This is a genomic window from Pseudomonas sp. Hz4 (assembly GCF_054898165.1).
Window position 1 is genome coordinate 1,899,478 of sequence record NZ_CM142719.1, and the last position, 23,609, is coordinate 1,923,086.

Consider the following 23,609-nt stretch of genomic DNA (forward strand, 5'->3'; position numbering starts at 1 on the left):
GCGTCCCGGGCCTGCATTCCCATGCGGAGCGTGGGAACGATCAGCGTAAGTTTACCCGTCACCTCCCCAAAATATCCCTTGCCCGCCCAACCCTGTTTCGGTTATCACTCTGTACATGATTAGACAGGTACGATTTGACAAGAAACAACGGGTGGTCGACGAACTCATCCGGCGCATCGAAGGCGGCCTCATAGAGGACGGCTTTCTGTTGCCGGGTGAGCATCAGTTGGCTCAAGAATTCAAAGTCAGCCGCGGCACGCTGCGCGAAGCCCTGGCCGAGTTGAAACGGCGCAACTACATCGCAACCCAAAGCGGGGTGGGCTCCATCGTCACCTTCGACGGTGTCGTGCTCGATCAGCGCAGCGGCTGGGCGCAGGCCCTGGCCGACAGCGGGGCGCTAATCAACACCGAAGTGCTGCGGCTGGAGGCGGTCACCCGTCCTGACCTGTTGCCGCGTTTCGGCACTGACCAATTCATCACCCTCGACCGGCGCCGCCGTACCAACGAAGGCAAGCTGGTCTCCCTCGAACGCTCATTGATGCCTGCCACCGGAGGCCTGGAAAGCCTGCCGCGAGTGGGCCTGATCGATAACTCCCTGACCATCACCCTGGCCGCCTATGGCTACATCGGCGAACGCGGAGATCAATGGATCGGCGCCGAACCTTTGAACGCCGAAGACGCCGAACTGCTCAGTCGTCCTGTCGGCACGGTTTTCCTCAAGGCCTTGCGCACCACCTACGACCGTCGAAACCGCTTCATGGAGCAGGTCGAAAGTTTGCTCGACCCGGTGCACTTTCGCCTGCACCTGCAATTTGGAACCTCGCAATGACCGCGCTCAACCGTGCCTTGGGTGCGTTCTATGGACTGGCCCTGGGCGATGCGCTGGGCATGCCGACCCAATCCCTGAGTCGCGCCGAGATCAAGACGCGCTTCGGCGAAATTACTGGCTTGGAAGACGCCGGCCCGGATCAACCGATCGCCGCGAACATGCCCAAAGGCTCGATCACCGATGACACTGAACAGGCGATTCTGGTCGGCCAATTGCTGGTTGAAGGCGAGGGCCGGATCGAACCGGCGATGCTCGCCCAGCGGCTGATCGAATGGGAAACCGCGATGCAGGCCAAGGGCTCGCAAGACTTGCTCGGCCCTTCGACCAAACGTGCTATCGAAATGATTCTCGCCGGCCACTCGCCAGAAGAAGCGGGACGCTACGGCACCACCAATGGCGCGGCGATGCGCATCACGCCGGTGGGGATCGCGACGGACGTCGCCGATCCGCAGCGTTTCGTCAACGCTGTCGTGCAGGCTTGCCAGGTCACCCACAACACCACGTTGGGCATTTCCAGCGCGGCGGCGGTGGCGGCGGTGGTCTCGGCCGGTATCAACGGCATGGACCTGGGCGAGGCGTTGAACCTCGGCCAGCAAATCGCTCATCAAGCTGAAAGCCACGGTTACTGGGTGGCTGGCGGACGCATCGCCTCGCGCATCAGCTGGGCGCGGACCCTCAGTGTCGACAGCGACAAGGCATTGCTGGCGGACTTGATGTACGACGTCATTGGCACTTCAGTGGCTTCGCAGGAATCGGTGGTGGTCTCGTTTGCCCTGGCCCAGCAAGTGGCCATTGGCGAAATGAACGCTTTCGAAGCGCTGTGCATGGCCGCAAGCCTTGGCGGCGACACTGACACCATCGCGGCGATTCTCGGCGCCATGCTCGGGGCCTGCTTGGGCCTTGAGAGTTGGCCGGTCGAGATGATCGACACGGTCAAAGCCGTGAATGCATTGGAGCTGGAGCCTTTGGTGCAAGGGCTTTTGGCTTTGCGTTGACTGGACTGGCCTCTTCGCGAGCAAGTCGGATCGCCGCACCGCCGCTCCCACATTAGTTATGTGCCATGCACAGTATTTGTGAGCGCTGCAGATCAAAGGTGGTGGGCTTGCTCGCGAAGGCCGCGCCGCCTAAATGAATTTTTTACACGCAATGGATCGCACTGACTTGGCCAGGACAGCCGGGATGTCGTTTTGTCTTCCGTCATTGCCCACAACCACAACAAAGGCAACAGGAGCATTTTCACATGAGTTCATCGAACGCCGGGCAAAGCGCCGGGCAACTGGAAACCCGTGGCATCGAGCCGGTGCCGGAAGCGGAGTGCAACGGTCATCCGTTGCAACTGTTCTGGGTCTGGTTCGCGGCCAACATTTCTATCCTTGGCCTGCCGCTGGGTGCGACCCTCGTAGCCTTTCGCGGGCTGGCGATCTGGCAGGCGATCATTGTCGCGATCCTGGGTGCCGCCGGTTCGTTCGCGGTGGTCGGGATCATCTCCATTGCCGGTCGCCGTGGTCGCGCACCGAGCCTGACGTTGTCGCGAGCGATCTTCGGTGTGCGCGGCAACATCGGGCCGACCCTGGTTTCGCTGATGTCGCGTCTGGGCTGGGAAACCGTCAACACCACCACCGCAGCGTTCGTGCTGTTGTCGCTGTGCTCGATTCTGTTCGGCTCGCCGGTAGAAGCCAAAGGCGCACCGCTGCTGACCCTGGTGTTCATCGCGATTTTTGTGTTGCTGACGTTGTCGGTCTCCGGCCTCGGTCACGCCACGTTGCTGGTGATCCAGAAGTGGGCGACTTACGTGTTCGGTGCGCTGAACATTCTGGTCGGCGGTTTCCTTTGCGCCACCATCGACTGGAGTGCGGTGTTCAACGCAACGCCCGCGCCGTTGAGTGCGATGATCATCGGCGTCGGCACCATGGCCGCGGGTACTGGGATTGGTTGGGCCAACGCGGGTGCCGACATGTCGCGCTATCAGCATCGCAGCGTCAAAGCCGTGCGCCTGGTGGCGTCGGCGGCGTTCGGTGCGGGGATTCCGCTGGTACTGCTGATCACCCTCGGCGGCCTGCTGTCGGTGGGCAACAATGACCTGGCCTCGGCCACTGACCCGATCATTGCAATCCGCGACATGCTGCCGACCTGGATGGCCGTGCCGTACCTGATCACCGCGTTCGGTGGGTTGCTGCTGTCGAACAACCTCTCGGTGTACTCCGCCGGTTTGACCACGTTGACCCTCGGCCTGAAGGTCAAACGCGTCTACGCGGTGGTGGTCGATATCGTCGCGATCTTCGCCGGTTCGATTTATTTCATGCTGATCGCCGACAGTTTCTACGGCCCGTTCATTACCTTCATTTCGCTGCTGGCGGTGCCGATCACTGCGTGGGTCGCGATCTTCGTCGTCGACCTGATTCACCGTCATTACTACAGCCCCAAAGACCTGCTGGACGTCAGCCCGAGCAGTGCCTACTGGTACAACGGCGGTATTGAGTGGCGCGCCTTCGGTGCGTGGGCGGTGGCGATCGTATTGGGCTTCAGCTTCACCACCATTGGCACGACCGAACAAACTGTCTGGTTCCGCGGCTTCCTGTCCGACTCCTGGCTGGGCCATAACGGCCTCGGCTGGATCGTGACGTTCCTGATGGCCGGCGGGATTTATTGGGTACTCGGCGGGGCCAAGGATCGTCGTGCCGCGATGACCGAGAACGCTCATGCATAGGTTGCTGCACACCGGCCAGGTCATCATCGACCTGGTCATGGCCGTGGATAAACTGCCTCATTCGGGCGGCGATGTACTGGCGCAGTCCGCCAGTTTCGAGGCCGGCGGCGGCTTTAACGTGATGGCCGCCGCCCAGCGCAATGGCTTGCCGGTGGTTTACCTCGGCCGTCATGGCACCGGACGTTTCGGCGACCTTGCCCGCGAAGCGATGAACGCTGAAGGCATTCGGATCGGCATCACTCACCGCGCTGAGCGGGATACGGGATTGTGCGTCGCGGTCACCGAAGCGTCAGCCGAGCGCAGTTTCATTTCCTATATCGGTGCCGAAGGTGAGCTGACTGCCGAGGATTTGGCGAGCGTGCCGGCCGAGGCGGGTGACTATGTCTACGTCAGCGGCTACAGCCTGCTGCAGGGCGGCAAAGCCCAGGCACTGGTGGATTGGATTTTGGATTTACCGAGCGCGATCAACGTGGTGTTCGATCCGGGTCCGCTGGTGGATTCGCCGGATGAGCCGTTGATGCAAGCCTTGCTGGCACGCATCGATCTGTGGACCAGCAACAGTGTCGAGGCGTTGAAGTTTACCGCTACGTCGGACATTGCCGAGGCCTTGAACCGGTTGGCAGATCATCTGCCGGTCGACGCTTTGATGGTGGTTCGTGACGGCCCTCAAGGATGCTGGATCAACCAGCGTGGAGACCGCCAGCATGTGCCGGGTTTCAAGGTTGAGGCGGTAGACAGCAATGGTGCGGGGGATGCGCATGCCGGGGTATTTGTGGCCGGGTTGGCGCAAGGATTGTCGGCGGTTGAAGCGGCGCGGCGGGCTAATGCGGCGGCGGCGTTGGCGGTGACTCGATGGGGGCCGGCGACTTCACCGGGGAGTACCGAGGTGGATGCGCTAATTAGCCAGACTTTCGCTGCCTGATCGCGATGGGGCCTTAAAATTCGAGTCTGTCAAACGGTCGCAGCCGCGCACGACTGCGACCTGATTAGTCTTGCTAAACGTCCAGCTTACGCGCCGCCTCAACCCCTGCGGAACTGAGTTTGATCGGCAAGCTCAACGAATGCTCACCCGCTTCGTTGCAGGTCACATGCCCATGTTGAATCAGCCCGCGATCCTGCAGCGTGGCGAGGGTGCTGGCCACGACTTTTTCCCCCCGGTAATTGTCCAGGACCTCTTTGCCCAAGCCGCTTGGATGGGCATGCAGCAGACGGGTCAGGATTTCTTTCTCAAGGTTTTTATCGACGTTCATGGTTACCTCTTCCTGGATGTGGATAGGTCGCTCGCGTCGGCGAACTATTGGCTGGCACCGCCTTCTGAGCCCGAACCACCGGTGGTGGTTTTCGAGCCGACGCCGGTGTCGGCGTTATCAGGTGTCTGGGTGTCTGGCCTGTTCATTCCGCCTTGACGGCCCGCGTCGTTGCCCTGGGTCCGTGGGTCGGTGCCCGTAGACGGAGGCAGGCTGCTGTCGACGCCCGTGCCATTGGTGTTGATGCCGGGTGCGCTTTGGATGGCTGGGGATTTGGGTTTTTCGACCGGATCGGTCGGGCCAGTACCCGTGGCGGTGGTTGCGGCAAACGTGGCGCAGGACAACAGGGTGGTGAGAGCGAGGGCGGTCAATTTGGACATCATCATGGTGTGTCTCCATTTAATTAGAGTCCCTACTTGATGTTGGTCCGCCCACGATTTGGATTGGTGCCTGATGAACGACGAACGGTCTAGGCCTGCTGCAAGGCTTTGCTGGTACAGGCGCGGCGCCAGACCAGCCGGCCGACGCTGATCAGCCAGTTCAGCAGGGCCACTGCCAGCACCGTGAGCAGCAGCGTCGACATCCCTTGTTCGACGATGATTTTCCCGGCCAGCAGCGGAAAGCCGAACACGCCGATGAAGTAGGACAGGCTGAACAGCAGCAAGGATTGCGCGGTGGTGCCGTTTGGCGTCTCGTTGGCCGCCAGGCCGTTAATCACCGAATAGGTCAGCCCGTAACCGACTCCGAGCATCACTGCCGCCAGCACGTAGCTGAACCCGTCGTCGACGACGAAACCGAACATCAGGATCGAGCCCATCATCAGGCCCGACAGCAGGCAGGACGCCCAGAATGGGTCGCGCTTGACCACGAAGCTGGCGATCAGCATTCGGCTGCTGATCGCTGCGCTCATGAAACCGAGGAAGAACAGTGAATAGTCGAGTGAACGCGCCGCCGCGTAGCTGGTTTGAAAACTCGACAGACCGCCGAACACGCAACCACCGAGGCCCACCATGATGATCGGGAACACCGCTTTGGACGACAGCACTTGCGCCGCTGCCCGCCAGGAGATTCTTGACACCGCTGCCGAGTGGGCGGGCGCCTTCTTGAGCTGCGAATCCAATCGCCAGAACAGCAACACGCCCAACAGGCTGGCCAGCGCCGCCAGGTAAAACGCCGCGGTGATCGGATACCCGAGGGCGCTCGCGGCGCGACCCAGTAATGGACCGCTGCCGATCCCGGTCATCATGCTGCCCGACAGCAGCGCAAAGTATTTTGCACGCTGGGCAGGCGTTACCAGACTCGCCACGATGATCGGCCCCAAGGTGTAGAACACGCCCCAACCCAGCCCCAGCAAGAGTCCGAAAAACAACAGCAGATTGCCGAAACCTGGTGTCAGGGCGAAGCCCAGGCTGGCGGCCACCAGCAAGACGCCGAACAGGGCAATTGATCGTGCCGCACCGAGTAGATCGGACAAGTGTCCGGAGGCGATGACCGCGACAAAGGTGCTGAGCATCGCTGCCGAAATCACACTGCCGGCATCGTGCTCGTTGCCGCCGCGGGAACCGATCAACAGCGACAACAAAAATGTCGAGCCGTAGGACAGCGACAGCAAATAGCTGGCGAGGCAAAACAGGCCGAACAACCTGCTGGAGACTGGGGGTGTTGCGCTAGACATGACGCGGTTCCTTGACCCGATAGAAGAGAGCTTCATCTATCTATCACGCAACGCGTGGATGTTAGGTCTGAGGTTATCGATTTCAGGGTTAGTGTTGGCCGGAGTAAGGTCTTCAGCAGGCACCGATTTCTTCCTTGAACAACACCATGAATCCCTTCAACCGTTCGTGGCGAATCTGCGCCAGACGCTGGCCGGTGGTCGTCTGGAATCCGTCCGCCAGGTGCAGCAGTTTGGTCTGGAAATGGTCGAGGCAAAAACGTTTGTCATCGTATTCCCGCTCCTTCGCTTCAGGATCCTGTGGATCATACAAAGCGCTACCCATACGTCCGGCGATGTAAAAGGTTCGCGCGACACCGAGCATGCCAAGGGAGTCGAGGCGGTCGGCGTCCTGCATGATTTTTGCTTCGAGCGTGGTCGGCGCGATGTTGGCGGAAAAACTGTGCGCTTCGATGGCATGGGCAACAGCGTTGACTGTTTCGCTTGGCCAAGCCATGTCCGCCAACACTATCGATGCCTTCTCGGCGGCCAGCCGCGACGCCTGAGAACGCAGCGGCGAGTTCTTCTCTACCGCCACGCAATCGTGCAAAAGCACCGCCGCGAGCAGCACTTCAAGATCGCCACCTTCCTCAGCATGGAGTGTTCGCACGTTGTGCCAGACACGCTGCAAGTGCGACAGATCATGAGCACCGTCCTCTGAGGGTTCCAGCGCGTGGGGTAGCAGTTGCGTAGCGTGGAGTTGCAGTGGCGCGAAAGCATCAGTGTTCATAAACATCCTGTTAAGTGAAAACGTCTTTTGCAGCGACAGCCCTGTAGCAGGCTTCGCCAGCTGCTACACATGCTCCATGGATCAGCTTTGAATTTCCAGTGTGACGAGCGCCGCTCGCCGACTTAGTATGGCGTTTTCCACTTTTGACGAAGGCACGTCCATGACGATCGAGATTCGCCCGGCGACCCCGAGCGATGCACCGCAAATCCTCGGGTTCATCACCGAACTGGCCGACTACGAACGTGCCCGCCACGAAGTCATCGCCAGTGTCGCCGACATCGAGCGCAGCCTGTTCAGCGAAGGCGCCACCGCCCACGGCCTGATCTGCCTGCGCGACGGCTCGCCGATCGGCTTCGCGGTGTTCTTCTTCAGTTATTCCACGTGGCTGGGCAGCAACTGCCTGTACCTCGAAGACCTCTACATCACCCCTGAGCAGCGTGGTGGCGGTGCCGGCAAAACCTTATTGCGCCATCTGGCGAAAATCGCCTGCGCCAATGATTGCGGTCGATTTGAGTGGAGCGTGCTGGACTGGAACAAACCAGCGATCGAGTTCTACAAGTCGTTGGGCGCGCAGCCGCAGGAAGAGTGGGTTCGGTATCGGATGGATGGGGCGGTGTTGCGGGAGTTTGCCGAGGGGCGGTGATGCACATATTGCCAAACGCCGAATCCAGTTGTCGCCACCGGTCTAGTCCGGCATCCTGTGCGCCTTTGCGCGCTCACGGATGACACCTGCAATGCCTATGGCATCTTCATCTCTCGACATTCGTCACGATCGCCATCGACTGTCCGATTTGGTTGAACGCTGTTGGTGCATTTCTTTTGCACCCTAGATGTTTGCCACCATCGCTTTAAAACTCAAAAGCAAGGAGCTTTGACTTGAGTGGAAAACCTGCTGCGCGCGTTACCGACCCTACGTCGTGCCCGTTACCCGGACATGGCACCAATCCGATTGTTTCTGGATCGCCAGATGTTTTCTTCGATGGTCTGGCCGCTGCTCGCATGACGGACAAATCTGCCTGTGGCAGCCCAATTACCGGTGCTGTTTCGGGTACGGTATTCATCAATGGTCTCAACGCTGCAACCCTCGATAGCACGGGCGGGCACGGCAATGTAGTCATCGGCGGTTCCGGGACCGTTATCATCGGACAAAGCGGAGGCGGAGCAGCCTTTAGTGGGTTGCTTCCGATGCCGGTGCATTTCACCGACAGATTACAAGTGGTGAATGACGCGACCGGTGAGCCGATTCCTTATCACCCGTACACCATTCAGCGTGGTGACGGCAGCGAAGAGCATGGCGTTACGGATGCGTCCGGTTTTACTCACACCGTCAGTTCTCATTTGGCCGAGACCATTAAATTGTTTGTGGAGTGATTGGCATGGCTGGTGAAGCTGCGGCGGTGAAACAAGCGTTGCCTAAAAGAGAAGTAAAAACCCATACATTGACCTGTAAAACGGACCAGTCTGTTAAACAGGCACCTGTTACTTTGCGAGACTTGGTTATATTTTTTATTGGTGGTGCGGGCGATCAGGAAAGTTATTACGGTACAGGACCCAATAATAATATTGATTATGTGCGCCGGGTTTCTGTTGATGACGCAAAGCAGTTGGAGATTTTGAAGCGCTGTCCGTCGTGGGCGCTCAGTTATAATTCGTTTATTAGTAATGATGATCTTGAACGCAATGTGTTGAGCCGAATACCTAATTGCTCCACCGCGATTTACATCGTTGGCCACAGTCTCGGTGGTTGGAATGGTGCCCACCTTTCCAGTGTGCTGACAGACAAAGGCTTCAAAGTAAAAATGCTGATTACACTGGATCCAGTAGGTGAAGGGAAAATCGTCTACGGCATCTCAAGTATCTATAGACGGGAGCCAATACCCAAGGCTGACTTCTGGGTTAATATTCGGGCTGCAGCGGTCGACTGGAATGTGTCGGATCTGGTCGCGGACTTTGGTGAACAGTGGCAAGTAACACAGGGACCTAATGTCATGGGGCGGGTGGACGTCAACCATGCCGATGCCGACAGGATGTTTGTACAGACATTGCCTGGTGGCAAGTCTGCTCGGAAAATATTCAACGAGTCGATTTTGAGCTACTTTAGGGAGTGACTCTGGATGCATAAGTTTTTTTTGTTTTTAACACTCTTGATGAGTGCATCTTGTTCTCTCAATCATGGAAGACCTATCGCAACGCTTGAGTACTCCATTGTAAAGGAACTTCGTAATACTGGGCTTTACCAGATTTATTTCACTTCCGATGTGGAGCTTCTTCAGTTATTCAAGTCGCGAATAGGTGAGGGGCTTGTCTGTTCTTTAGAAGATGATCTGGATTTTACCGAAGCACACCATATAAAGCGTTCCGGTTTTGGCTTGGTAGGAAAAGTGATTGAGCCGGCGCCATTGCTCTATCGAGCGAATGTCATTTTTAGTGAGTCAGAAAGCGGAAAAGGAGGAGAGAATTATTTGGAAGGAGAGGCCCTGATTCCGCTATTGAAGAAACGTGATTTTATTTCGTGCGTGTTTCGAGTTCATACCACCACGTACAATACGTACTTCTCCAAGGTCATGCACGTGCCGACCGCGGAACTGTTGAAGGCTATTTCTAAACAGTAAAACAAGCCTAGGTGATGCGAGGTTGTTTGCCGGGAAAAAGCAGCCTCTCACTCAGTCACTGGCTTCCCAATTACTGTTGATCAATCCGTCGAGGACTTGTCGAACGGTAATCTTGAAAGCCCCGGCCTTCCCTTCGTCACACGCCGCTTTCCACGCTGTATAACCCTGACTGAAGTCCGGAATAACTGATCATCCGAAAGCCATCAACCCTGATGTAAACGACCTTGCCCAGTTTCGGATAATTTTCGATTTTCAGGATCGTCAGCGTTGATGCGTCCTCGCCCGGCCGATTTTTGTAAGCCCAGATATCGCCTGCTTGCAATTCTTTCGATGCGCTGAATGCGGCGGCGGACCAGAGTGCACTGCAGAGCAGTAGCGCCTTTAATGCAATCTTCATTTTTCTTCCTTGAAAGCTGGGGGTCGTTCCGATGGACCGATGTTTAAAGCGTTGGCAGAGAAAATCTTGTCATGCTTATAGATCCCATAATATGGGAGTGATATTTATATATTGAGATTTAAACGCGTCCGGGTTTATAGTCCGCTCACTCACTGCCAATAAACAAAACAGGTGAATCGATGCTGGCGCAATTGATCGCGCTCGATTGGGGTACAACCTCATTACGTGCTTACAAACTCGCCGCGGGTGGCCAGGTGCTCGAACAGCGGTCGCTGTCGTCGGGGATCATGCAGCTGCCCAAAACGCCGCGAATGATTGCGGGTCAGGCATGCACCGACGGTTTTGAGCTGGCGTTCGATGAGGCCTGCGGTGACTGGCTCGACGCTCAGCCCGAGTTGCCGGTGATTGCTTGCGGCATGGTCGGCAGCGCCCAAGGCTGGCGTGAAGCGGCTTACTGCGATACGCCGGCGAACGTTGCCAATCTCGGAACTTCCCTACAAACGGTTCGCAGTCTTCGCGGTGTCGATGTGCACATCGTGCCGGGCGTGATTCAGCGTTCTCGCTTTCCAAACGTGATGCGTGGCGAAGAAACCCAGGTGCTTGGCGTTCTGCACAATCTGCCGGACGAGGCGGGCAACGATCTGTTGATCGGCCTGCCGGGCAGTCACTCGAAATGGGTGGAAGTGGCCGACGGCTGCATCGTGCATTTCGATACCTTCATGACCGGCGAAGTCTTCGCCGTGCTCAGCGAACACAGCATTCTGGGGCGCACGCAGCAAAAGGGCGCGTCCTTCGATAGCCAAGCCTTTGATCGTGGTGTGCAGGTGGCCTTGTCGGCGGATGGCGAGATCGGGCCGTTGTCGACAGTGTTCAGTGCCCGCAGCCTCGGATTGACGGGCGAACTCAGCGCTACCGCCCAACCGGATTACTTGTCCGGTCTGTTGATCGGCCATGAACTGTCAGCGTTGGCGAGTGTTCAGCGACGCCGACGCAACAGCGTTCATCTGCCTTCGATCATCCTCATCGGTAATGCCCAACTCTGTGCCCGCTACAGCCGAGCCCTCGACGCCTGCGGTTTTACCCGGGTGACCCTGGCCGAACAAGCCACCGAACGCGGCTTGTGGCAACTGGCGGTTGCCGCCGCATTGATCAAACCCAATCCATCCCGTTAAAACTGACTGGAGGTCTGACATGCTCAAGCAAGCATTGGCGCAAAACGGTCTGATCGCTATTTTGCGTGGCCTGCGCCCGCAAGAAGCGGAAGCGATCGGCGAAGTCCTTTACGCCGCTGGATTTCGCGTCATCGAAGTGCCGCTTAATTCCCCTGAACCGTACGAAAGCATCCGCATCCTGCGCAGTACCTTGCCCGCCGATTGCCTGATCGGCGCGGGCACGGTGTTGACGCCGGAACAGGTCGAGCAAGTGAAAGCAGCGGGGGGCCAAGTGATCGTCATGCCTCACGGCGATGCCAAGGTGTTGCGTGCGGCGAAGGCGGCGGGGTTGTACCTGTCGCCGGGTGTGGCGACGCCGACCGAAGCCTTTGCCGCACTGGCCGAAGGGGCGGACGTGCTGAAGATGTTCCCGGCCGAGCAGATGGGCCCGGCAGTCGTCAAAGCCTGGCTTGCGGTGCTGCCTGCGGGAACGATTCTGGCACCGGTCGGCGGGATCACGCCGGACAACATGCAGGTGTTTATCGACGCTGGCGTCAAAGGCTTCGGACTGGGTTCCGGGTTGTTCAAACCAGGCATGACGCCTGAGGAAGTGGCCGTAAACGCCAAGGCGTATGTCGCTGCATGGAACGCTCTGCGTTGAGACTTTTTGGCGCCGAGCGCGCTGCACCTAATAAGAGAGAGACGAGATGAAAATCACCAAACTGACCACCTTCATCGTTCCGCCACGCTGGTGCTTCCTCAAAGTCGAAACCGATGAGGGCGTAACCGGCTGGGGTGAACCCGTGGTCGAAGGCCGCGCGCACACGGTTGCCGCCGCCGTTGAAGAATTGTCCGACTACCTGATCGGCAAAGACCCACGCAACATTGAAGACATTTGGACCGTGCTCTACCGCGGCGGCTTCTACCGGGGCGGCGCCATCCACATGAGCGCGTTGGCCGGTATCGATCAGGCGCTGTGGGACATCAAGGGCAAGGCCTTGGGTGTATCGGTCAGCGATCTGCTCGGAGGTCAGGTGCGCGACAAGATTCGTGTGTATTCGTGGATCGGCGGCGACCGCCCGGCGGACACCGCTCGCGCTGCGAAAGAGGCCGTCGAACGTGGTTTCACTGCGGTGAAAATGAACGGCACCGAAGAACTGCAATTCCTCGATTCCTTCGAGAAAGTCGACCTGGCCCTGGCCAACGTCGCCGCCGTGCGTGACGCGGTAGGCCCGAACGTCGGCATCGGCGTGGACTTCCATGGCCGGGTGCACAAGCCCATGGCCAAGGTGCTGATGAAAGAACTCGATCCGTACAAACTGATGTTCATCGAAGAGCCGGTGCTCAGCGAAAACTACGAAGCGCTGAAGGAACTCGCTCCGCTGACCAGCACCCCGATTGCCTTGGGTGAGCGGTTGTTTTCGCGTTGGGATTTCAAGCGCGTGCTCAGCGAAGGCTATGTCGACATCATTCAGCCGGATGCTTCCCACGCCGGCGGTATCACCGAAACCCGCAAGATCGCCAACATGGCCGAAGCCTATGACGTGGCGCTGGCGCTGCATTGCCCGTTGGGCCCGATTGCGTTGGCGGCGTGCCTGCAACTGGACGCGGTTTGCTACAACGCGTTTATCCAGGAGCAGAGCCTGGGCATCCACTACAACGAGAGCAACGACCTGCTGGATTACGTCAAGGATCCACGGGTGTTCGACTACGACAAAGGTTTCGTGAAGATCCCGAATGGCCCGGGCTTGGGGATTGAGATCAACGAGGAATACGTCATCGAACGCGCGGCGGTCGGCCACCGCTGGCGCAACCCGATCTGGCGCCATGCCGATGGCAGCTTTGCCGAGTGGTGATGCTCGCACGGTGATCGTTCCCACGCTCTGCGTGGGAAAGCCTCACCGGACGCTCTGCGTCCGCTCTTGGGACGCGGAGCGTCCCTGGCTGCATTCCCACGCGGACGGTTCGACGCCTCGACGTGGGAACGATCACGACCTCAATAAACATAAGAAGAGGCACTCCCCATGCAACCGCAAACCCTCACCGGGCAGGCGTCGTTGGTGACGCCCAGCCGCAAGCGTTTTTTCATCATGGTGCTGCTGTTTATCACCGTGGTGATCAACTACCTGGACCGCAGCAACCTGTCCATCGCCGCTCCGGCGCTGACCAGCGAGCTGGGCATCGATCCGATTCATGTCGGTCTGATTTTCTCCGCATTCGGCTGGACTTACGCCGCCATGCAAATCCCCGGCGGCTGGCTGGTGGATCGCGTCCCGCCGCGGATTCTCTATAGCGTTGCGCTGCTGTTATGGTCGATCGCCACCGTCATGCTTGGCTTCGCGGCCAGCTTCATCGCACTGTTCGTGTTGCGTATGGCGGTCGGCGCACTGGAAGCACCGGCGTACCCGATCAACAGCCGTGTGGTCACCACCTGGTTTCCCGAGCGCGAGCGCGCTACGGCGATCGGTTTCTACACTTCCGGGCAATTCGTCGGTCTGGCGTTCCTGACGCCGGTATTGGCCTGGCTGCAGCACCAATATGGTTGGCACATGGTGTTTGTCAGCACCGGTGCGGTGGGCATTCTCTGGGCCGTGATCTGGTACGCGGTGTACCGCGAGCCACGGGATTTCAAAGGCGCCAATGACGCCGAAATCGACCTGATCCGCGAGGGCGGCGGGTTGGTGGATATCCAGGCTGAACAAGCCAAAGTCAAAGCCAAATTCAGCTGGATCGACCTCGGCATCGTGCTGACCAAACGCAAATTGTGGGGTATCTACCTCGGCCAGTTTTGCCTCAACTCGACGTTATGGTTTTTTCTGACGTGGTTCCCGACCTACCTGGTGAAATATCGCGGCATGGACTTCATCAAGTCCGGCCTGTTGGCGTCGCTGCCGTTTCTCGCGGCCTTCGTCGGTGTGCTGTGTTCGGGGTTCTTTTCCGACTGGCTGATCCGCCGCGGTTACACAGTGGGTTTCGCCCGCAAGTTGCCGATCATTGGCGGCCTGCTGATTTCCACCTCGATCATCGGCGCCAACTTCGTCGAGTCGACACCGCTGGTGATTGCCTTCCTCGCGTTGGCGTTCTTCGGTAACGGGCTGGCTTCGATCACCTGGTCGCTGGTTTCAACACTGGCTCCGGCGCGATTGCTGGGATTGACCGGCGGGGTGTTTAACTTCATCGGCAACCTGTCGGCGATTACCACGCCGATCGTCATCGGTTTCCTCGCCACCGGTGATTCGTTTGCCCCGGCGATCACCTACATCTCGGTTCTGGCGTTGATTGGTGCGCTTTCCTACATCTTGCTGGTAGGCAAGGTCGAGCGTATCAAGTTGTAGTCGCAGCCGTCGGGCGACCATAATGCCGCCCGTTCACTCGCTCAACGGTAAAGGCTGGATATGCAGGAAGACGCCCCAAAAATCGCCAAGGACGCCGCACCGACCGGCACCCAGACACTGCTTCGTGGTTTGGGTGTGGTTCAGGCCGTGGCCAGTGGTGCTCGCGATCTCAAGGAAATCGCCCGGCTGATCGGCACCACACGCAGCACCACCCATCGTCTGGCCAGTTGCCTGGTGGACGAGCGTTACCTGCGCGTGGTGCCGCAAGTCGGTTATCTGTTGGGGCCGAAGCTGATCGAACTGGGTTTCCAGGCGCGCGAAGAGCTGCCGTTGGTGACCCTGGCCGGTCCGTATCTGGATGAGTTGTCGGCGTTGACGGGTGACACCATTCATCTGGCGATTCGTGAAGGCGACGAGGTGCTGTACCTGCACAAGAATCCGGGGCGCAACGGCCCGGAAATGCGTTCGCGGGTCGGCCATCGCATGCCGTTGGCGCGGACCGGGATCGGCAAGGCGCTGATGCTTGATGACACGCAGGAAGAATGGCAGCGGCTGTACGAAGTCAGCTTGCCGGCGGGTGGGAAAAATCAATTCTGGCCGCAGCACCCGGAGCAGTCCTGGGAGCAGTTTCAGCAGCGCATGGTCGAGTATGTGGCGGGCGGATATGCCTTCGATCTGGAAGACAATGAACCGTCGATCCGTTGCGTGGCGGCGCCGATCCGCGATGCCAGCAAACGCATCGTCGCCGGCATCAGCATCGCCAGCACCGTGCCGTATATGCCGCTGGAGAAAATGGCCGAGCTGATTCCCCTGATCAAAGGGGTCACAGCCCGGCTGTCGGCGGAGCTTGGCGCTAAGGTCTGATTAAACCTTCAGTGTCGCCATGTCGATGACGAAGCGGTACTTCACGTCCCCGGCGATCATGCGGGTGTAAGCCTCGTTGATCTGGCGGATGTCGAGCATTTCGATGTCGCAGGTGATGTCGTGCTCGGCGCAGAAATCCAGCACCTCTTGGGTTTCGGCGATGCCACCGATCAGCGAGCCGGCCAATACGCGACGGCTCATCACCAGTTTGCCAGCGTGGACCGGTGGATCTACCGGTTCGATCAGCCCGACCAGAATGTGCACGCCGTCGAAACGCAGCGTATCGAGGTAGGGATTGAGATCGTGCTGCACTGGAATGGTGTCCAGCAGGAAGTCGAAATGGCCGGCCGCAGCCTTCATCTGATCGGCATCGGTGGACACGATTACGTGGTCGGCACCCTGACGACGACCTTCTTCAGCCTTGCTCGCTGAGCGAGTGAACAGCGTCACTTGCGCGCCCATCGCCTTGGCGAACTTGATGCCCATGTGGCCGAGGCCGCCCATGCCGAGAATCCCGACCTTATCGCCCGCCTTCACGCCGTAGTGCTTGAGCGGCGAGTAGGTGGTGATGCCGGCGCAGAGGATCGGCGCGGCGCTGGCCGGGTCGAGTTTTTCCGGGATGCGCACGACGAAGTGCTCGCTGACCACGATGCAGTCGGAATAACCGCCCATGGTGTTGCTGCCATCAACCCGGTCCGGGGTGGCGTACGTCATGGTCGGACCTTCGAGGCAGTATTGCTCCAGGTTCGACTGGCAGGCTTCGCAGCTGCGGCAGGAGTCAACCATGCAGCCGACGCCAACCAGATCGCCGACTTTGTGCTGGGTGACGTTCGCACCAATCGCGGTAACTTTGCCTACGATCTCGTGGCCGGGCATCAGCGGGTAGACGGCAATGCCCCACTCGTTGCGTGCCTGATGGATGTCGGAATGGCAGACGCCGCAGTAGAGAATATTGATCGCAACGTCGTCGGCCCGTGGGCTGCGGCGCTCGAACTTCACGGGAGCGAGAGGGGTGGTGGCCGACTGGGCGGCGTATCCGATGGCGGTGTACATGATGAACCTCGCAAAAGCTGTGACAGGTGAGGTGGCACATTCTGGGCGCCGCCTCTGTCACCGGCCATGGCGATTCCTCCGGGTGTCATGCCTAATCCTCCGGCATCAGCCTTCAATGGGTCGCATTGGCGATCAGACCTGCGATGATGCTGTCATCCCTTTTTCCGCGACTTTTTTGTGAAGAGCTCTCATGTTGTTGACCCGACATCTCGATGCCAATGCCACGCTGGTTTCGCTGATTGAGCCACTGGCGATCCGCGACGGTTTCGTACCGACAGCGTTACCGGGGGTGCAGGTTTTGCGGGCCAGTTGCGATGTGGCCCGTGGTCCGCAGATTTACGAACCGAGCCTGGTCATCATCGCCCAAGGCAGCAAACTGGCATACCTGGGGCCGCGTACCCTGGAATATGGTGCCGGGCATTATCTGATTCAGGCATTGCCGGTACCTTTTGAGTGCGAAACTTTTTCGGCGCCGGATGGGCCAATGCTCGGGATTTCCATCTCCATTGACCGGGTGCTGCTCGGCGAGTTGGTGTTGGCCATGGGGCTGGCGCCGGGGCGTAATATTCCTGCGCAGACACCCGAGTCGATGACCTCGGCTGTGCTCGATAATGACATGCGCGGTTGTGTAGAGCGGCTGTTGCGCTGTCTGCACGATCCGCTGGAATGCCAGATCATGGGGCCGGCCCGATTGCGTGAGTTGTTGTTCGTTGCCTTGCGCGGGCCGCAGGCTGATGTGTTGCGCGCGCTGGTCGAACAGCAGGGCCAATTCGCTCGGGTCGCAGCCTCGCTCAGCCATCTGCATGCGCATTACACCGAGCCGTTGAACGTCGAGACCCTGGCCAGTTGCGCGAACATGAGCGCGTCGACGTTTCATGAGCATTTCAAGCGCAGCACCTTGTTGTCGCCGGTGCAGTATTTGAAGCGTTTGCGCTTGCTCAAGGCCCAGCAGTTGTTGCTCGCCGAAGGTTTGGGGGTGGCGCAGGTGGCGCATCGGGTGGGGTATCAGAGTACGTCGCAGTTCAGTCGCGAGTACAAGCGCTACTTCGAGCGCAATCCCGGTGATGAGCGCGCTACTTGATCCACCGTTGACCCCTTGTCGGAGCGAGCTGGCTCCCACAGGGGAATGGCGTCAGCCGAAGAATGGCGGCATCGGCATAGGGGGCGGCCTTCATAGGCCGCTCCCCTGCCACACCACCCGGCATGCGGGTCCGCACCGGGCGGTTCGAGAGATTGAGGTTATGAGAGTCGCACCAGTCCCAGCCTGTCGAACCATGCCACATCCAACACTCGATTCAGCTCAAATCGGCTGTTACGCCACCAGCTACACGAGTTGGCCGCCACTTTCCGGGCCGTTTGACTGCTGGCTCCCAGCACCCTCAGTTCGCGGTAGATCGTCGGTCCACGCCGCCATTGCTTAAGCTGGATCGCTCGCAGTCGGTGTCGTATCCATTCATCAAGCTCTCGCCAGATTTTCGGTGTTTGTGACAACCCAAAGTAAGTTTTCCAGCCCAAGAGATAAGGGCGTAGATTTTCGACGACTTGTCGCAGACTGCGGCCACCTGAGCGACGGGTGAGTTCGCGTATCCGTTGCTTGAACTGCTTGCGCGCTTTGACCGCCACAGCTCTTTTGACGCCTTGGGGCGACGCCCAAAAGGCATATCCAAGAAACTTGCGACCAAACGCACTCGCCACCGCACTCTTGCTCTCGTTGACACTCAAGTGCAGCTTTTCATACAGACGCTTCAGCAAAGCCATTACCCGCTGCCCAGCCCTGCGGCTGCGAACATACACATTCGCATCGTCGGCATAGCGTACGAAGCAATGACCTCGACGTTCAAGCTCCCGATCCACTTCGTCCAGCAGCACATTCGCCAGCAACGGCGACAGCGGGCCGCCTTGCGGCGCCCCGCAACGGCTTTTCTCGACCACGCCATTGATCAGCGTTCCCGCATCCAGATACGCCCGAATCAGCCGGATAACCGCCCGATCCGCAATCCGCTTGCGTAAACGATCCATCAGAATGTCGTGGTCGACCCGGTCGAAGAACTTCTCCAGATCAACATCCACCACCACTCTGCGCCCCGAAGACACATGGCGCTGAGCCGCCAAAACGGCGTCCTGCGCGCAGCGTCCCGGGCGAAAGCCGTAGCTGTGTTCACTGAAAGTCGGGTCGAGTAGTGGCTGCAAGACTTGCAGCAACGCTTGTTGGATCAAACGGTCGGTGACCGTCGGAATTCCCAACTCGCGCTGACCACCGTCGGGTTTGGGAATGACCACGCGGCGTACCGGACTGGGCCGGTAGATGCCGGATAGAAGCTGTTCACGAATCGCCGCCCACTGAGTCAGCAGATGTTCGGCCGTCTGTTGAATATCCAGACCGTCGACCCCCGCTGCACCTTTGTTGGCTTTGACCCGCTTCCACGCCCGCTTCAGGTTTTCTCTCGCAAAGGCCCGATCCAACAGCCCTTGCCCTGCGTTGTCGGATTCATCTTGCGGGCGATTGACCTCGTCGCTGATGGGGCTTCTCACGGTTTCACCGCTCCCGTCCTCACATCCGCCCCGCGTTTGGCAGGCATCTGACTTCCGGTCGTTCGCATCAACATGGCCTATAACGCTTTCTCTCGTTCGGCCCTTCGTCAAAAAAAAAGACTACTACGGCCTCTGCTGACTTCTCGCTCCGGCTGGCGCCGTCGCCCTTTCAGGCACAAGGCAAGATCTCCCCAGGTAAGAACGCAATCCTTCCCCGCACAACCGCCGGATTTACGCTGCCTGACCCTTGACCACAAGAGCTTCGCGGTTTGCTGCCCGCTCGCCCTGATCGGCATCGCCTTATATCCGGTTCTTGTCCATCGGCTCACGGTTTCGATTCACGCTTCCTCCCCACACTCGGTCACCCTCATGCAGTTGCGCTTCACTTCGTTCGCTGTGGTCAGCTTACGGCGGGACTTTCACCCACAAGATTGCGCCCATGCTGGGCGCACAACAAAAAGGCCCCCATTCGGGAGCCTTGATGTTCAGCCGTTCGACTTACATGTTCGGATAAGTCGGCCCGCCAGAGCCTTCCGGCGCCACCCAGGTGATGTTCTGTGCAGGGTCCTTGATGTCGCAGGTCTTGCAGTGAACGCAGTTCTGGGCGTTGATCTGGAAGCGCTTCTCGCCGTCTTCCTTGGTCACCACTTCGTACACGCCGGCCGGGCAGTAACGCTGAGCAGGCTCATCGTACAGCGGCAGGTTCTTGGCGATCGGGATGCTCGGGTCGGTCAGCTTCAGGTGGCACGGCTGTTCTTCTTCATGGTTGGTACCGGAGATGAACACCGAGCTGAGTTTGTCGAAGCTGATCTTGCCGTCCGGTTTCGGGTAGTCGATTTTCTTGCAATCGGCCGCCAGTTTCAGGCAAGCGTAATCCGGCTTGTTATCGTGCAGGGTGAACGGCAGTTTGCCGCCGAAGATGTTCTGGTCGAGCCAGTTGAAACCGCCGCCGACGATGGCGCCGAACTTGTGGATCGCCGGGCCGAAGTTGCGGCTGGCGAACAGTTCGTCGTGGAGCCAGCTCTTCCTGAATGCGTCGACGTAAGTGGTCAGCTCTTCGGTGCCGTCTTTTTCAGCAAATAGCGCCTCGGCCACGGATTCGGCGGCGAGCATGCCAGACTTCATCGCGGTGTGGCTGCCTTTGATCTTGGCGAAGTTCAGGGTGCCGAGGTCGCAACCGATCAGCGCGCCGCCCTTGAAGACCATTTTCGGCAGCGAGTTCAAGCCGCCCTTGCAGATGGCGCGAGCACCGTAGCTGATGCGCTTGCCGCCTTCCAGGTACTGCTTGAGCACCGGGTGATGCTTGAGGCGCTGGAACTCGTCGAACGGCGACAAGTAGGTGTTGCTGTAGGACAGGTCGACGATCAGACCGACTACGACCTGGTTGTTTTCCAGGTGATAGAGGAACGAGCCGCCGGTGTTCTCGGTGCCCATGATCTCCAGCGGCCAGCCGGCGGTGTGGACTACCAGGCCTGGCTGGTGCTTGGCCGGATCGACTTCCCAGATTTCTTTCAGGCCGATGCCGTAGTGCTGGGCGTCGGCATCGCTGTCGAGGTTGAAGCGCTTGATCAGCTGCTTGCCGATATGGCCGCGGCAACCTTCGGCGAACAGCGTGTACTTGCCACGCAGTTCCATGCCCGGGGTGTACAGGCCTTCTTTCGGATGGCCTTCGCGGTCAACGCCCAGATCACCCGTGATGATCCCGCGAACCACGCCGTTCTCGTCGAACAGTGCTTCCTGGGCGGCGAAGCCTGGGTAGATTTCTACGCCCAGATTCTCGGCCTGCTGGGCCAGCCAGCGGCACAGGTTGCCCAGGGAGATGATGTAGTTGCCTTCGTTGTGCATGGTCTTGGGCACAAAGAAGTCAGGGATTTTTTGCGCGCTGTCGGCGTTCTTGAGAACGAAGATGTCATCGCGCTTGACCGGCGTGTTCAGCGGGGCGCCGAGTTCTTTCCAGTCCGGGAACAATTCGTTCAGGGCGCGGGGTTCGAAGATCGCGCCGGAGAGAATGTGAGCACCGACTTCGGAGCCTTTTTCGACCACGCAGACGCTGATTTCCTTACCGGCTTCGGCGGCCTTCTGCTTCAATCGGCAGGCGGCGGAAAGACCCGCGGGGCCGGCACCGACGATGACCACGTCGAATTCCATGTATTCGCGTTCCACAGGTTATCTCCTACTCAAGGCTCAACAGTTTTTTTTCTAATTGGAGGTTTGGTGTCGCATCCATGAATTCCTGCGCAATGCAGGAAGAGGACAATCGATGAGCCACCTTTCTCTTAAGGTGGCGCATTATATCTACACCACTCCTAGCGTCCAATACAAACGTTTGTTTGAATCGGCTCAAAGCCAGAGAAATCAAAGTCACGCGGCTTATGACTGGCCATTTTGCCGTATTGACCGGAATAGGCGTTCCGGTCAATATACGGTCGGTTTTGCGCTCGCCGTAGGCTGACTGTTGGTTTCAAGAGCACCTCTAAAGACAGGGCGATGGCAGTACAGGGTGATGCGCCGTGCAAGTTTGCTGCGCAGTTTACACGCCGCGATATTGAATGACTTGTCGGTCATTACTGACGAACGGTCATTTGCATCGTGAGCGCTTGTCACTTGACACCGTTGCCAGCGTTTTTAGAGGTGCCCTTGCGCCGATGAGCATCAAACCGCCAGGTTCGCCTAGGCGACTTTCTTTTCACCGGAGAGTAACGAGGAATCCATGAAGGTTCTTGTAGCTGTCAAACGCGTTGTGGATTACAACGTCAAGGTTCGCGTCAAGGCGGACAATTCCGGCGTCGACCTCGCCAACGTCAAGATGTCGATGAACCCGTTCTGCGAAATCGCAGTGGAAGAAGCCGTACGCCTGAAAGAGAAAGGTGTTGCGACTGAAATCGTCGTCGTCTCCATCGGCCCGTCCACCGCTCAAGAGCAACTGCGCACCGCGCTGGCTCTGGGTGCCGACCGCGCCATCCTCGTCGAATCCGCCGAAGATCTGACCTCCCTGGCCGTTGCCAAACTGTTGAAAGCCGTTGTCGACAAGGAACAGCCTCAGCTGGTGATCCTTGGCAAACAAGCCATCGACAGCGACAACAACCAGACTGGCCAGATGCTCGCAGCATTGAGCGGCTACGGTCAGGGCACGTTCGCGTCTAAAGTCGAAATCAGCGGCGACAGCGTTGCCGTGACTCGCGAAGTCGACGGCGGCGCGCAGACGGTTTCCCTGAAACTGCCGGCCATCGTCACCACCGACCTGCGTTTGAACGAGCCGCGCTATGCGTCCCTGCCAAACATCATGAAAGCCAAGAAGAAGCCTCTCGAAGTGCTGACTCCGGACGCTTTGGGCGTTTCCACCGCCTCCACCAACAAGACCGTGAAAGTCGAAGCGCCAGCTGCACGCAGCGCGGGTATCAAGGTCAAGTCGGTGGCTGAACTGGTCGAGAAACTGAAAAACGAAGCGAAGGTGCTTTGAATTGGGGAGCCGAATCATGACTATCTTGGTAATCGCTGAACACGACAACAAAGTAGTGGCCCCAGCCACCCTGAACACCGTGGCTGCCGCTGCGAAAATCGGTGGCGACGTCCACGTACTGGTCGCTGGCCAGAACGTTGGCGCTGTGGCTGAAGCTGCTGCGAAAATCGCTGGCGTGGCTAAAGTGCTGGTGGCCGATAACGCCGCCTACGCTCACCAACTGCCGGAAAACGTTGCGCCGCTGGTAGCAGAGTTGGGCAAGGGCTACAGCCACATCCTGGCTGCCGCTACCTCCAACGGCAAAAACATCCTGCCGCGCGTTGCCGCTCAGCTGGACGTTGACCAGATCTCCGAGATCATCTCGGTCGAAAGCGCTGACACTTTCAAGCGCCCGATCTACGCCGGTAACGCCATAGCGACCGTTCAGTCGAACGCTGCGGTCAAAGTGATCACCGTTCGCGCCACCGGTTTCGACCCGGTTTCTGCTGAAGGTGGTTCGGCGGCTGTTGAAGCGGTTGCGGCTGCACACGACGCGGGCACTTCCAGCTTCGTCGGCGAAGAACTGGCCAAGTCCGATCGTCCGGAACTGACCGCTGCCAAGATCGTCGTTTCCGGCGGTCGTGGCATGCAGAACGGCGACAACTTCAAACACCTGTACGCCCTGGCCGACAAGCTGGGCGCTGCCGTCGGTGCTTCCCGCGCCGCGGTCGACGCAGGTTTTGTACCCAACGACATGCAGGTCGGTCAGACCGGCAAGATCGTTGCGCCACAGCTGTACATCGCCGTCGGTATCTCCGGCGCGATCCAGCACCTGGCCGGCATGAAGGACTCCAAAGTGATCGTTGCGATCAACAAGGACGAAGAAGCGCCGATCTTCCAGGTGGCCGATTACGGCCTGGTGGCGGACCTGTTCGAAGCCATCCCTGAGTTTGAGAAGCTGGTCTAATCCAGCGGCCTGACTTATAAAGAGCCCGACCTTTT

24 protein-coding genes are annotated in these 23,609 nt (G+C 58.9%); 16 read left to right on the plus strand and 8 right to left on the minus strand.

The window, feature by feature from the left end; all coding sequences use genetic code 11:
* Window positions 1–115: 115 nt before the first annotated feature.
* From ACYZTR_RS08560 to ACYZTR_RS08575, 4 genes are all read left to right on the plus strand, one after another.
* The gene (locus tag ACYZTR_RS08560; RefSeq protein ID WP_461978014.1) at window positions 116–829 is read left to right on the plus strand and encodes a GntR family transcriptional regulator; all 714 of its coding nucleotides are present in this window, start codon (window positions 116–118) and stop codon (window positions 827–829) included.
* Entirely contained in the window at window positions 826–1,824 is a 999-nt protein-coding gene (locus ACYZTR_RS08565; protein ID WP_461978016.1) for an ADP-ribosylglycohydrolase family protein, read from the plus strand. Before ACYZTR_RS08560 ends, ACYZTR_RS08565 begins: the two co-directional genes overlap by 4 nt.
* Before the next feature lie 245 nt (window positions 1,825–2,069).
* On the plus strand, window positions 2,070–3,536 hold the full coding sequence (locus ACYZTR_RS08570) for a purine-cytosine permease family protein (RefSeq protein WP_461978019.1): 1,467 nt from the start codon (window positions 2,070–2,072) through the stop codon (window positions 3,534–3,536).
* Window positions 3,529–4,458 carry a PfkB family carbohydrate kinase gene (locus ACYZTR_RS08575; protein ID WP_461978021.1) on the plus strand — a complete coding sequence of 310 codons (930 nt, stop codon included), beginning with the start codon at window positions 3,529–3,531 and terminating at the stop codon, window positions 4,456–4,458. The genes ACYZTR_RS08570 and ACYZTR_RS08575 overlap by 8 nt, the downstream gene beginning before the upstream one ends.
* Window positions 4,459–4,531: 73 nt before the next feature.
* On the opposite strand, the gene ACYZTR_RS08580 is transcribed toward ACYZTR_RS08575, so the two are convergent.
* From ACYZTR_RS08580 to ACYZTR_RS08595, 4 genes are all read right to left on the minus strand, one after another.
* Window positions 4,532–4,786: a hypothetical protein gene (locus ACYZTR_RS08580; protein ID WP_282375731.1), complete on the minus strand. Its 255-nt coding sequence runs from the start codon at window positions 4,784–4,786 to the stop codon at window positions 4,532–4,534.
* Between the two features lie 44 nt (window positions 4,787–4,830).
* Window positions 4,831–5,169 carry a hypothetical protein gene (locus ACYZTR_RS08585; protein ID WP_461978023.1) on the minus strand — a complete coding sequence of 113 codons (339 nt, stop codon included), beginning with the start codon at window positions 5,167–5,169 and terminating at the stop codon, window positions 4,831–4,833.
* An 83-nt stretch (window positions 5,170–5,252) separates the two neighbouring features.
* Window positions 5,253–6,458, minus strand: coding sequence for an MFS transporter (locus ACYZTR_RS08590; protein WP_461978025.1), 1,206 nt, complete (start codon window positions 6,456–6,458; stop codon window positions 5,253–5,255).
* Between the two features lie 112 nt (window positions 6,459–6,570).
* Window positions 6,571–7,224 carry an HD domain-containing protein gene (locus ACYZTR_RS08595; RefSeq protein ID WP_461978027.1) on the minus strand — a complete coding sequence of 218 codons (654 nt, stop codon included), beginning with the start codon at window positions 7,222–7,224 and terminating at the stop codon, window positions 6,571–6,573.
* Window positions 7,225–7,384: 160 nt separating this feature from the next.
* Here ACYZTR_RS08595 and ACYZTR_RS08600 point away from each other — a divergent pair, with 160 nt between their 5' ends.
* The 4 genes from ACYZTR_RS08600 to ACYZTR_RS08615 all read left to right on the plus strand — a co-directional run bounded on the left by ACYZTR_RS08600 (window position 7,385) and on the right by ACYZTR_RS08615 (window position 9,836).
* A complete protein-coding gene (locus tag ACYZTR_RS08600; RefSeq protein ID WP_129437409.1) occupies window positions 7,385–7,867 on the plus strand; it encodes a GNAT family N-acetyltransferase in 483 nt (160 codons plus the stop codon).
* Window positions 7,868–8,100: 233 nt separating this feature from the next.
* Complete coding sequence (locus ACYZTR_RS08605) at window positions 8,101–8,595, plus strand: PAAR domain-containing protein (RefSeq protein WP_449645185.1); 495 nt, start codon at window positions 8,101–8,103, stop codon at window positions 8,593–8,595.
* Window positions 8,596–8,600: 5 nt separating this feature from the next.
* Window positions 8,601–9,332 (plus strand): alpha/beta hydrolase, encoded by a 732-nt coding sequence (locus ACYZTR_RS08610; protein WP_461978030.1) that lies wholly within the window; start codon window positions 8,601–8,603, stop codon window positions 9,330–9,332.
* 6 nt (window positions 9,333–9,338) lie between these two features.
* Window positions 9,339–9,836, plus strand: a complete 498-nt coding sequence (locus ACYZTR_RS08615) for a hypothetical protein (protein ID WP_461978032.1) — start codon at window positions 9,339–9,341, stop codon at window positions 9,834–9,836.
* Between the two features lie 136 nt (window positions 9,837–9,972).
* Here the strand turns inward: ACYZTR_RS08615 and ACYZTR_RS08620 are convergent, their stop codons facing one another.
* Window positions 9,973–10,233 (minus strand): hypothetical protein, encoded by a 261-nt coding sequence (locus ACYZTR_RS08620; RefSeq protein ID WP_461978034.1) that lies wholly within the window; start codon window positions 10,231–10,233, stop codon window positions 9,973–9,975.
* Between the two features lie 179 nt (window positions 10,234–10,412).
* Here ACYZTR_RS08620 and ACYZTR_RS08625 point away from each other — a divergent pair, with 179 nt between their 5' ends.
* The 5 genes from ACYZTR_RS08625 (at window position 10,413) to ACYZTR_RS08645 (ending at window position 15,583) form a co-directional block, all read left to right on the plus strand.
* On the plus strand, window positions 10,413–11,405 hold the full coding sequence (locus ACYZTR_RS08625; protein ID WP_461978036.1) for a 2-dehydro-3-deoxygalactonokinase: 993 nt from the start codon (window positions 10,413–10,415) through the stop codon (window positions 11,403–11,405).
* A 19-nt stretch (window positions 11,406–11,424) separates the two neighbouring features.
* Window positions 11,425–12,045, plus strand: coding sequence for a 2-dehydro-3-deoxy-6-phosphogalactonate aldolase (locus ACYZTR_RS08630; RefSeq protein WP_461978038.1), 621 nt, complete (start codon window positions 11,425–11,427; stop codon window positions 12,043–12,045).
* Window positions 12,046–12,091: 46 nt separating this feature from the next.
* Window positions 12,092–13,240, plus strand: a complete 1,149-nt coding sequence (gene dgoD, locus ACYZTR_RS08635; protein ID WP_008152275.1) for a galactonate dehydratase — start codon at window positions 12,092–12,094, stop codon at window positions 13,238–13,240.
* 168 nt (window positions 13,241–13,408) lie between these two features.
* Window positions 13,409–14,719, plus strand: a complete 1,311-nt coding sequence (locus ACYZTR_RS08640; RefSeq protein ID WP_056745425.1) for an MFS transporter — start codon at window positions 13,409–13,411, stop codon at window positions 14,717–14,719.
* A 60-nt stretch (window positions 14,720–14,779) separates the two neighbouring features.
* Window positions 14,780–15,583: an IclR family transcriptional regulator gene (locus ACYZTR_RS08645; protein ID WP_008152270.1), complete on the plus strand. Its 804-nt coding sequence runs from the start codon at window positions 14,780–14,782 to the stop codon at window positions 15,581–15,583.
* On the opposite strand, the gene ACYZTR_RS08650 is transcribed toward ACYZTR_RS08645, so the two are convergent.
* The gene (locus tag ACYZTR_RS08650; RefSeq protein WP_461978040.1) at window positions 15,584–16,636 is read right to left on the minus strand and encodes an NAD(P)-dependent alcohol dehydrogenase; all 1,053 of its coding nucleotides are present in this window, start codon (window positions 16,634–16,636) and stop codon (window positions 15,584–15,586) included.
* A gap of 190 nt (window positions 16,637–16,826) precedes the next feature.
* On the opposite strand from ACYZTR_RS08650, the gene ACYZTR_RS08655 reads away from it, so the two are divergent.
* A complete protein-coding gene (locus ACYZTR_RS08655; protein ID WP_461978042.1) occupies window positions 16,827–17,717 on the plus strand; it encodes an AraC family transcriptional regulator in 891 nt (296 codons plus the stop codon).
* Between the two features lie 158 nt (window positions 17,718–17,875).
* Here the strand turns inward: ACYZTR_RS08655 and ltrA are convergent, their stop codons facing one another.
* Both ltrA and ACYZTR_RS08665 read right to left on the minus strand, forming a co-directional pair.
* A complete protein-coding gene (gene ltrA / locus ACYZTR_RS08660) occupies window positions 17,876–19,168 on the minus strand; it encodes a group II intron reverse transcriptase/maturase (RefSeq protein WP_461972436.1) in 1,293 nt (430 codons plus the stop codon).
* 498 nt (window positions 19,169–19,666) lie between these two features.
* Window positions 19,667–21,331, minus strand: a complete 1,665-nt coding sequence (locus tag ACYZTR_RS08665) for an electron transfer flavoprotein-ubiquinone oxidoreductase (protein WP_461978044.1) — start codon at window positions 21,329–21,331, stop codon at window positions 19,667–19,669.
* Window positions 21,332–21,878: 547 nt separating this feature from the next.
* On the opposite strand from ACYZTR_RS08665, the gene ACYZTR_RS08670 reads away from it, so the two are divergent.
* Both ACYZTR_RS08670 and ACYZTR_RS08675 read left to right on the plus strand, forming a co-directional pair.
* Entirely contained in the window at window positions 21,879–22,628 is a 750-nt protein-coding gene (locus tag ACYZTR_RS08670) for an electron transfer flavoprotein subunit beta/FixA family protein (RefSeq protein WP_461978046.1), read from the plus strand.
* A gap of 16 nt (window positions 22,629–22,644) precedes the next feature.
* Window positions 22,645–23,574, plus strand: a complete 930-nt coding sequence (locus ACYZTR_RS08675; RefSeq protein WP_461978048.1) for an electron transfer flavoprotein subunit alpha/FixB family protein — start codon at window positions 22,645–22,647, stop codon at window positions 23,572–23,574.
* Window positions 23,575–23,609 lie beyond the last annotated feature (35 nt).

Bases quoted from the DNA above. Each gene is read 5' to 3' on its own strand.
- ACYZTR_RS08560 (WP_461978014.1), top strand. From the start codon at position 116: ATGATTAGACAGGTACGATTTGACAAGAAACAACGGGTGGTCGACGAA.
- ACYZTR_RS08565 (WP_461978016.1), top strand. From the start codon at position 826: ATGACCGCGCTCAACCGTGCCTTGGGTGCGTTCTATGGACTGGCCCTG.
- ACYZTR_RS08570 (WP_461978019.1), top strand. From the start codon at position 2,070: ATGAGTTCATCGAACGCCGGGCAAAGCGCCGGGCAACTGGAAACCCGT.
- ACYZTR_RS08575 (WP_461978021.1), top strand. From the start codon at position 3,529: ATGCATAGGTTGCTGCACACCGGCCAGGTCATCATCGACCTGGTCATG.
- ACYZTR_RS08580 (WP_282375731.1), bottom strand. From the start codon at position 4,786: ATGAACGTCGATAAAAACCTTGAGAAAGAAATCCTGACCCGTCTGCTG.
- ACYZTR_RS08585 (WP_461978023.1), bottom strand. From the start codon at position 5,169: ATGATGATGTCCAAATTGACCGCCCTCGCTCTCACCACCCTGTTGTCC.
- ACYZTR_RS08590 (WP_461978025.1), bottom strand. From the start codon at position 6,458: ATGTCTAGCGCAACACCCCCAGTCTCCAGCAGGTTGTTCGGCCTGTTT.
- ACYZTR_RS08595 (WP_461978027.1), bottom strand. From the start codon at position 7,224: ATGAACACTGATGCTTTCGCGCCACTGCAACTCCACGCTACGCAACTG.
- ACYZTR_RS08600 (WP_129437409.1), top strand. From the start codon at position 7,385: ATGACGATCGAGATTCGCCCGGCGACCCCGAGCGATGCACCGCAAATC.
- ACYZTR_RS08610 (WP_461978030.1), top strand. From the start codon at position 8,601: ATGGCTGGTGAAGCTGCGGCGGTGAAACAAGCGTTGCCTAAAAGAGAA.
- ACYZTR_RS08615 (WP_461978032.1), top strand. From the start codon at position 9,339: ATGCATAAGTTTTTTTTGTTTTTAACACTCTTGATGAGTGCATCTTGT.
- ACYZTR_RS08620 (WP_461978034.1), bottom strand. From the start codon at position 10,233: ATGAAGATTGCATTAAAGGCGCTACTGCTCTGCAGTGCACTCTGGTCC.
- ACYZTR_RS08625 (WP_461978036.1), top strand. From the start codon at position 10,413: ATGCTGGCGCAATTGATCGCGCTCGATTGGGGTACAACCTCATTACGT.
- ACYZTR_RS08630 (WP_461978038.1), top strand. From the start codon at position 11,425: ATGCTCAAGCAAGCATTGGCGCAAAACGGTCTGATCGCTATTTTGCGT.
- dgoD (WP_008152275.1), top strand. From the start codon at position 12,092: ATGAAAATCACCAAACTGACCACCTTCATCGTTCCGCCACGCTGGTGC.
- ACYZTR_RS08640 (WP_056745425.1), top strand. From the start codon at position 13,409: ATGCAACCGCAAACCCTCACCGGGCAGGCGTCGTTGGTGACGCCCAGC.
- ACYZTR_RS08645 (WP_008152270.1), top strand. From the start codon at position 14,780: ATGCAGGAAGACGCCCCAAAAATCGCCAAGGACGCCGCACCGACCGGC.
- ACYZTR_RS08650 (WP_461978040.1), bottom strand. From the start codon at position 16,636: ATGTACACCGCCATCGGATACGCCGCCCAGTCGGCCACCACCCCTCTC.
- ACYZTR_RS08655 (WP_461978042.1), top strand. From the start codon at position 16,827: ATGTTGTTGACCCGACATCTCGATGCCAATGCCACGCTGGTTTCGCTG.
- ACYZTR_RS08670 (WP_461978046.1), top strand. From the start codon at position 21,879: ATGAAGGTTCTTGTAGCTGTCAAACGCGTTGTGGATTACAACGTCAAG.
- ACYZTR_RS08675 (WP_461978048.1), top strand. From the start codon at position 22,645: ATGACTATCTTGGTAATCGCTGAACACGACAACAAAGTAGTGGCCCCA.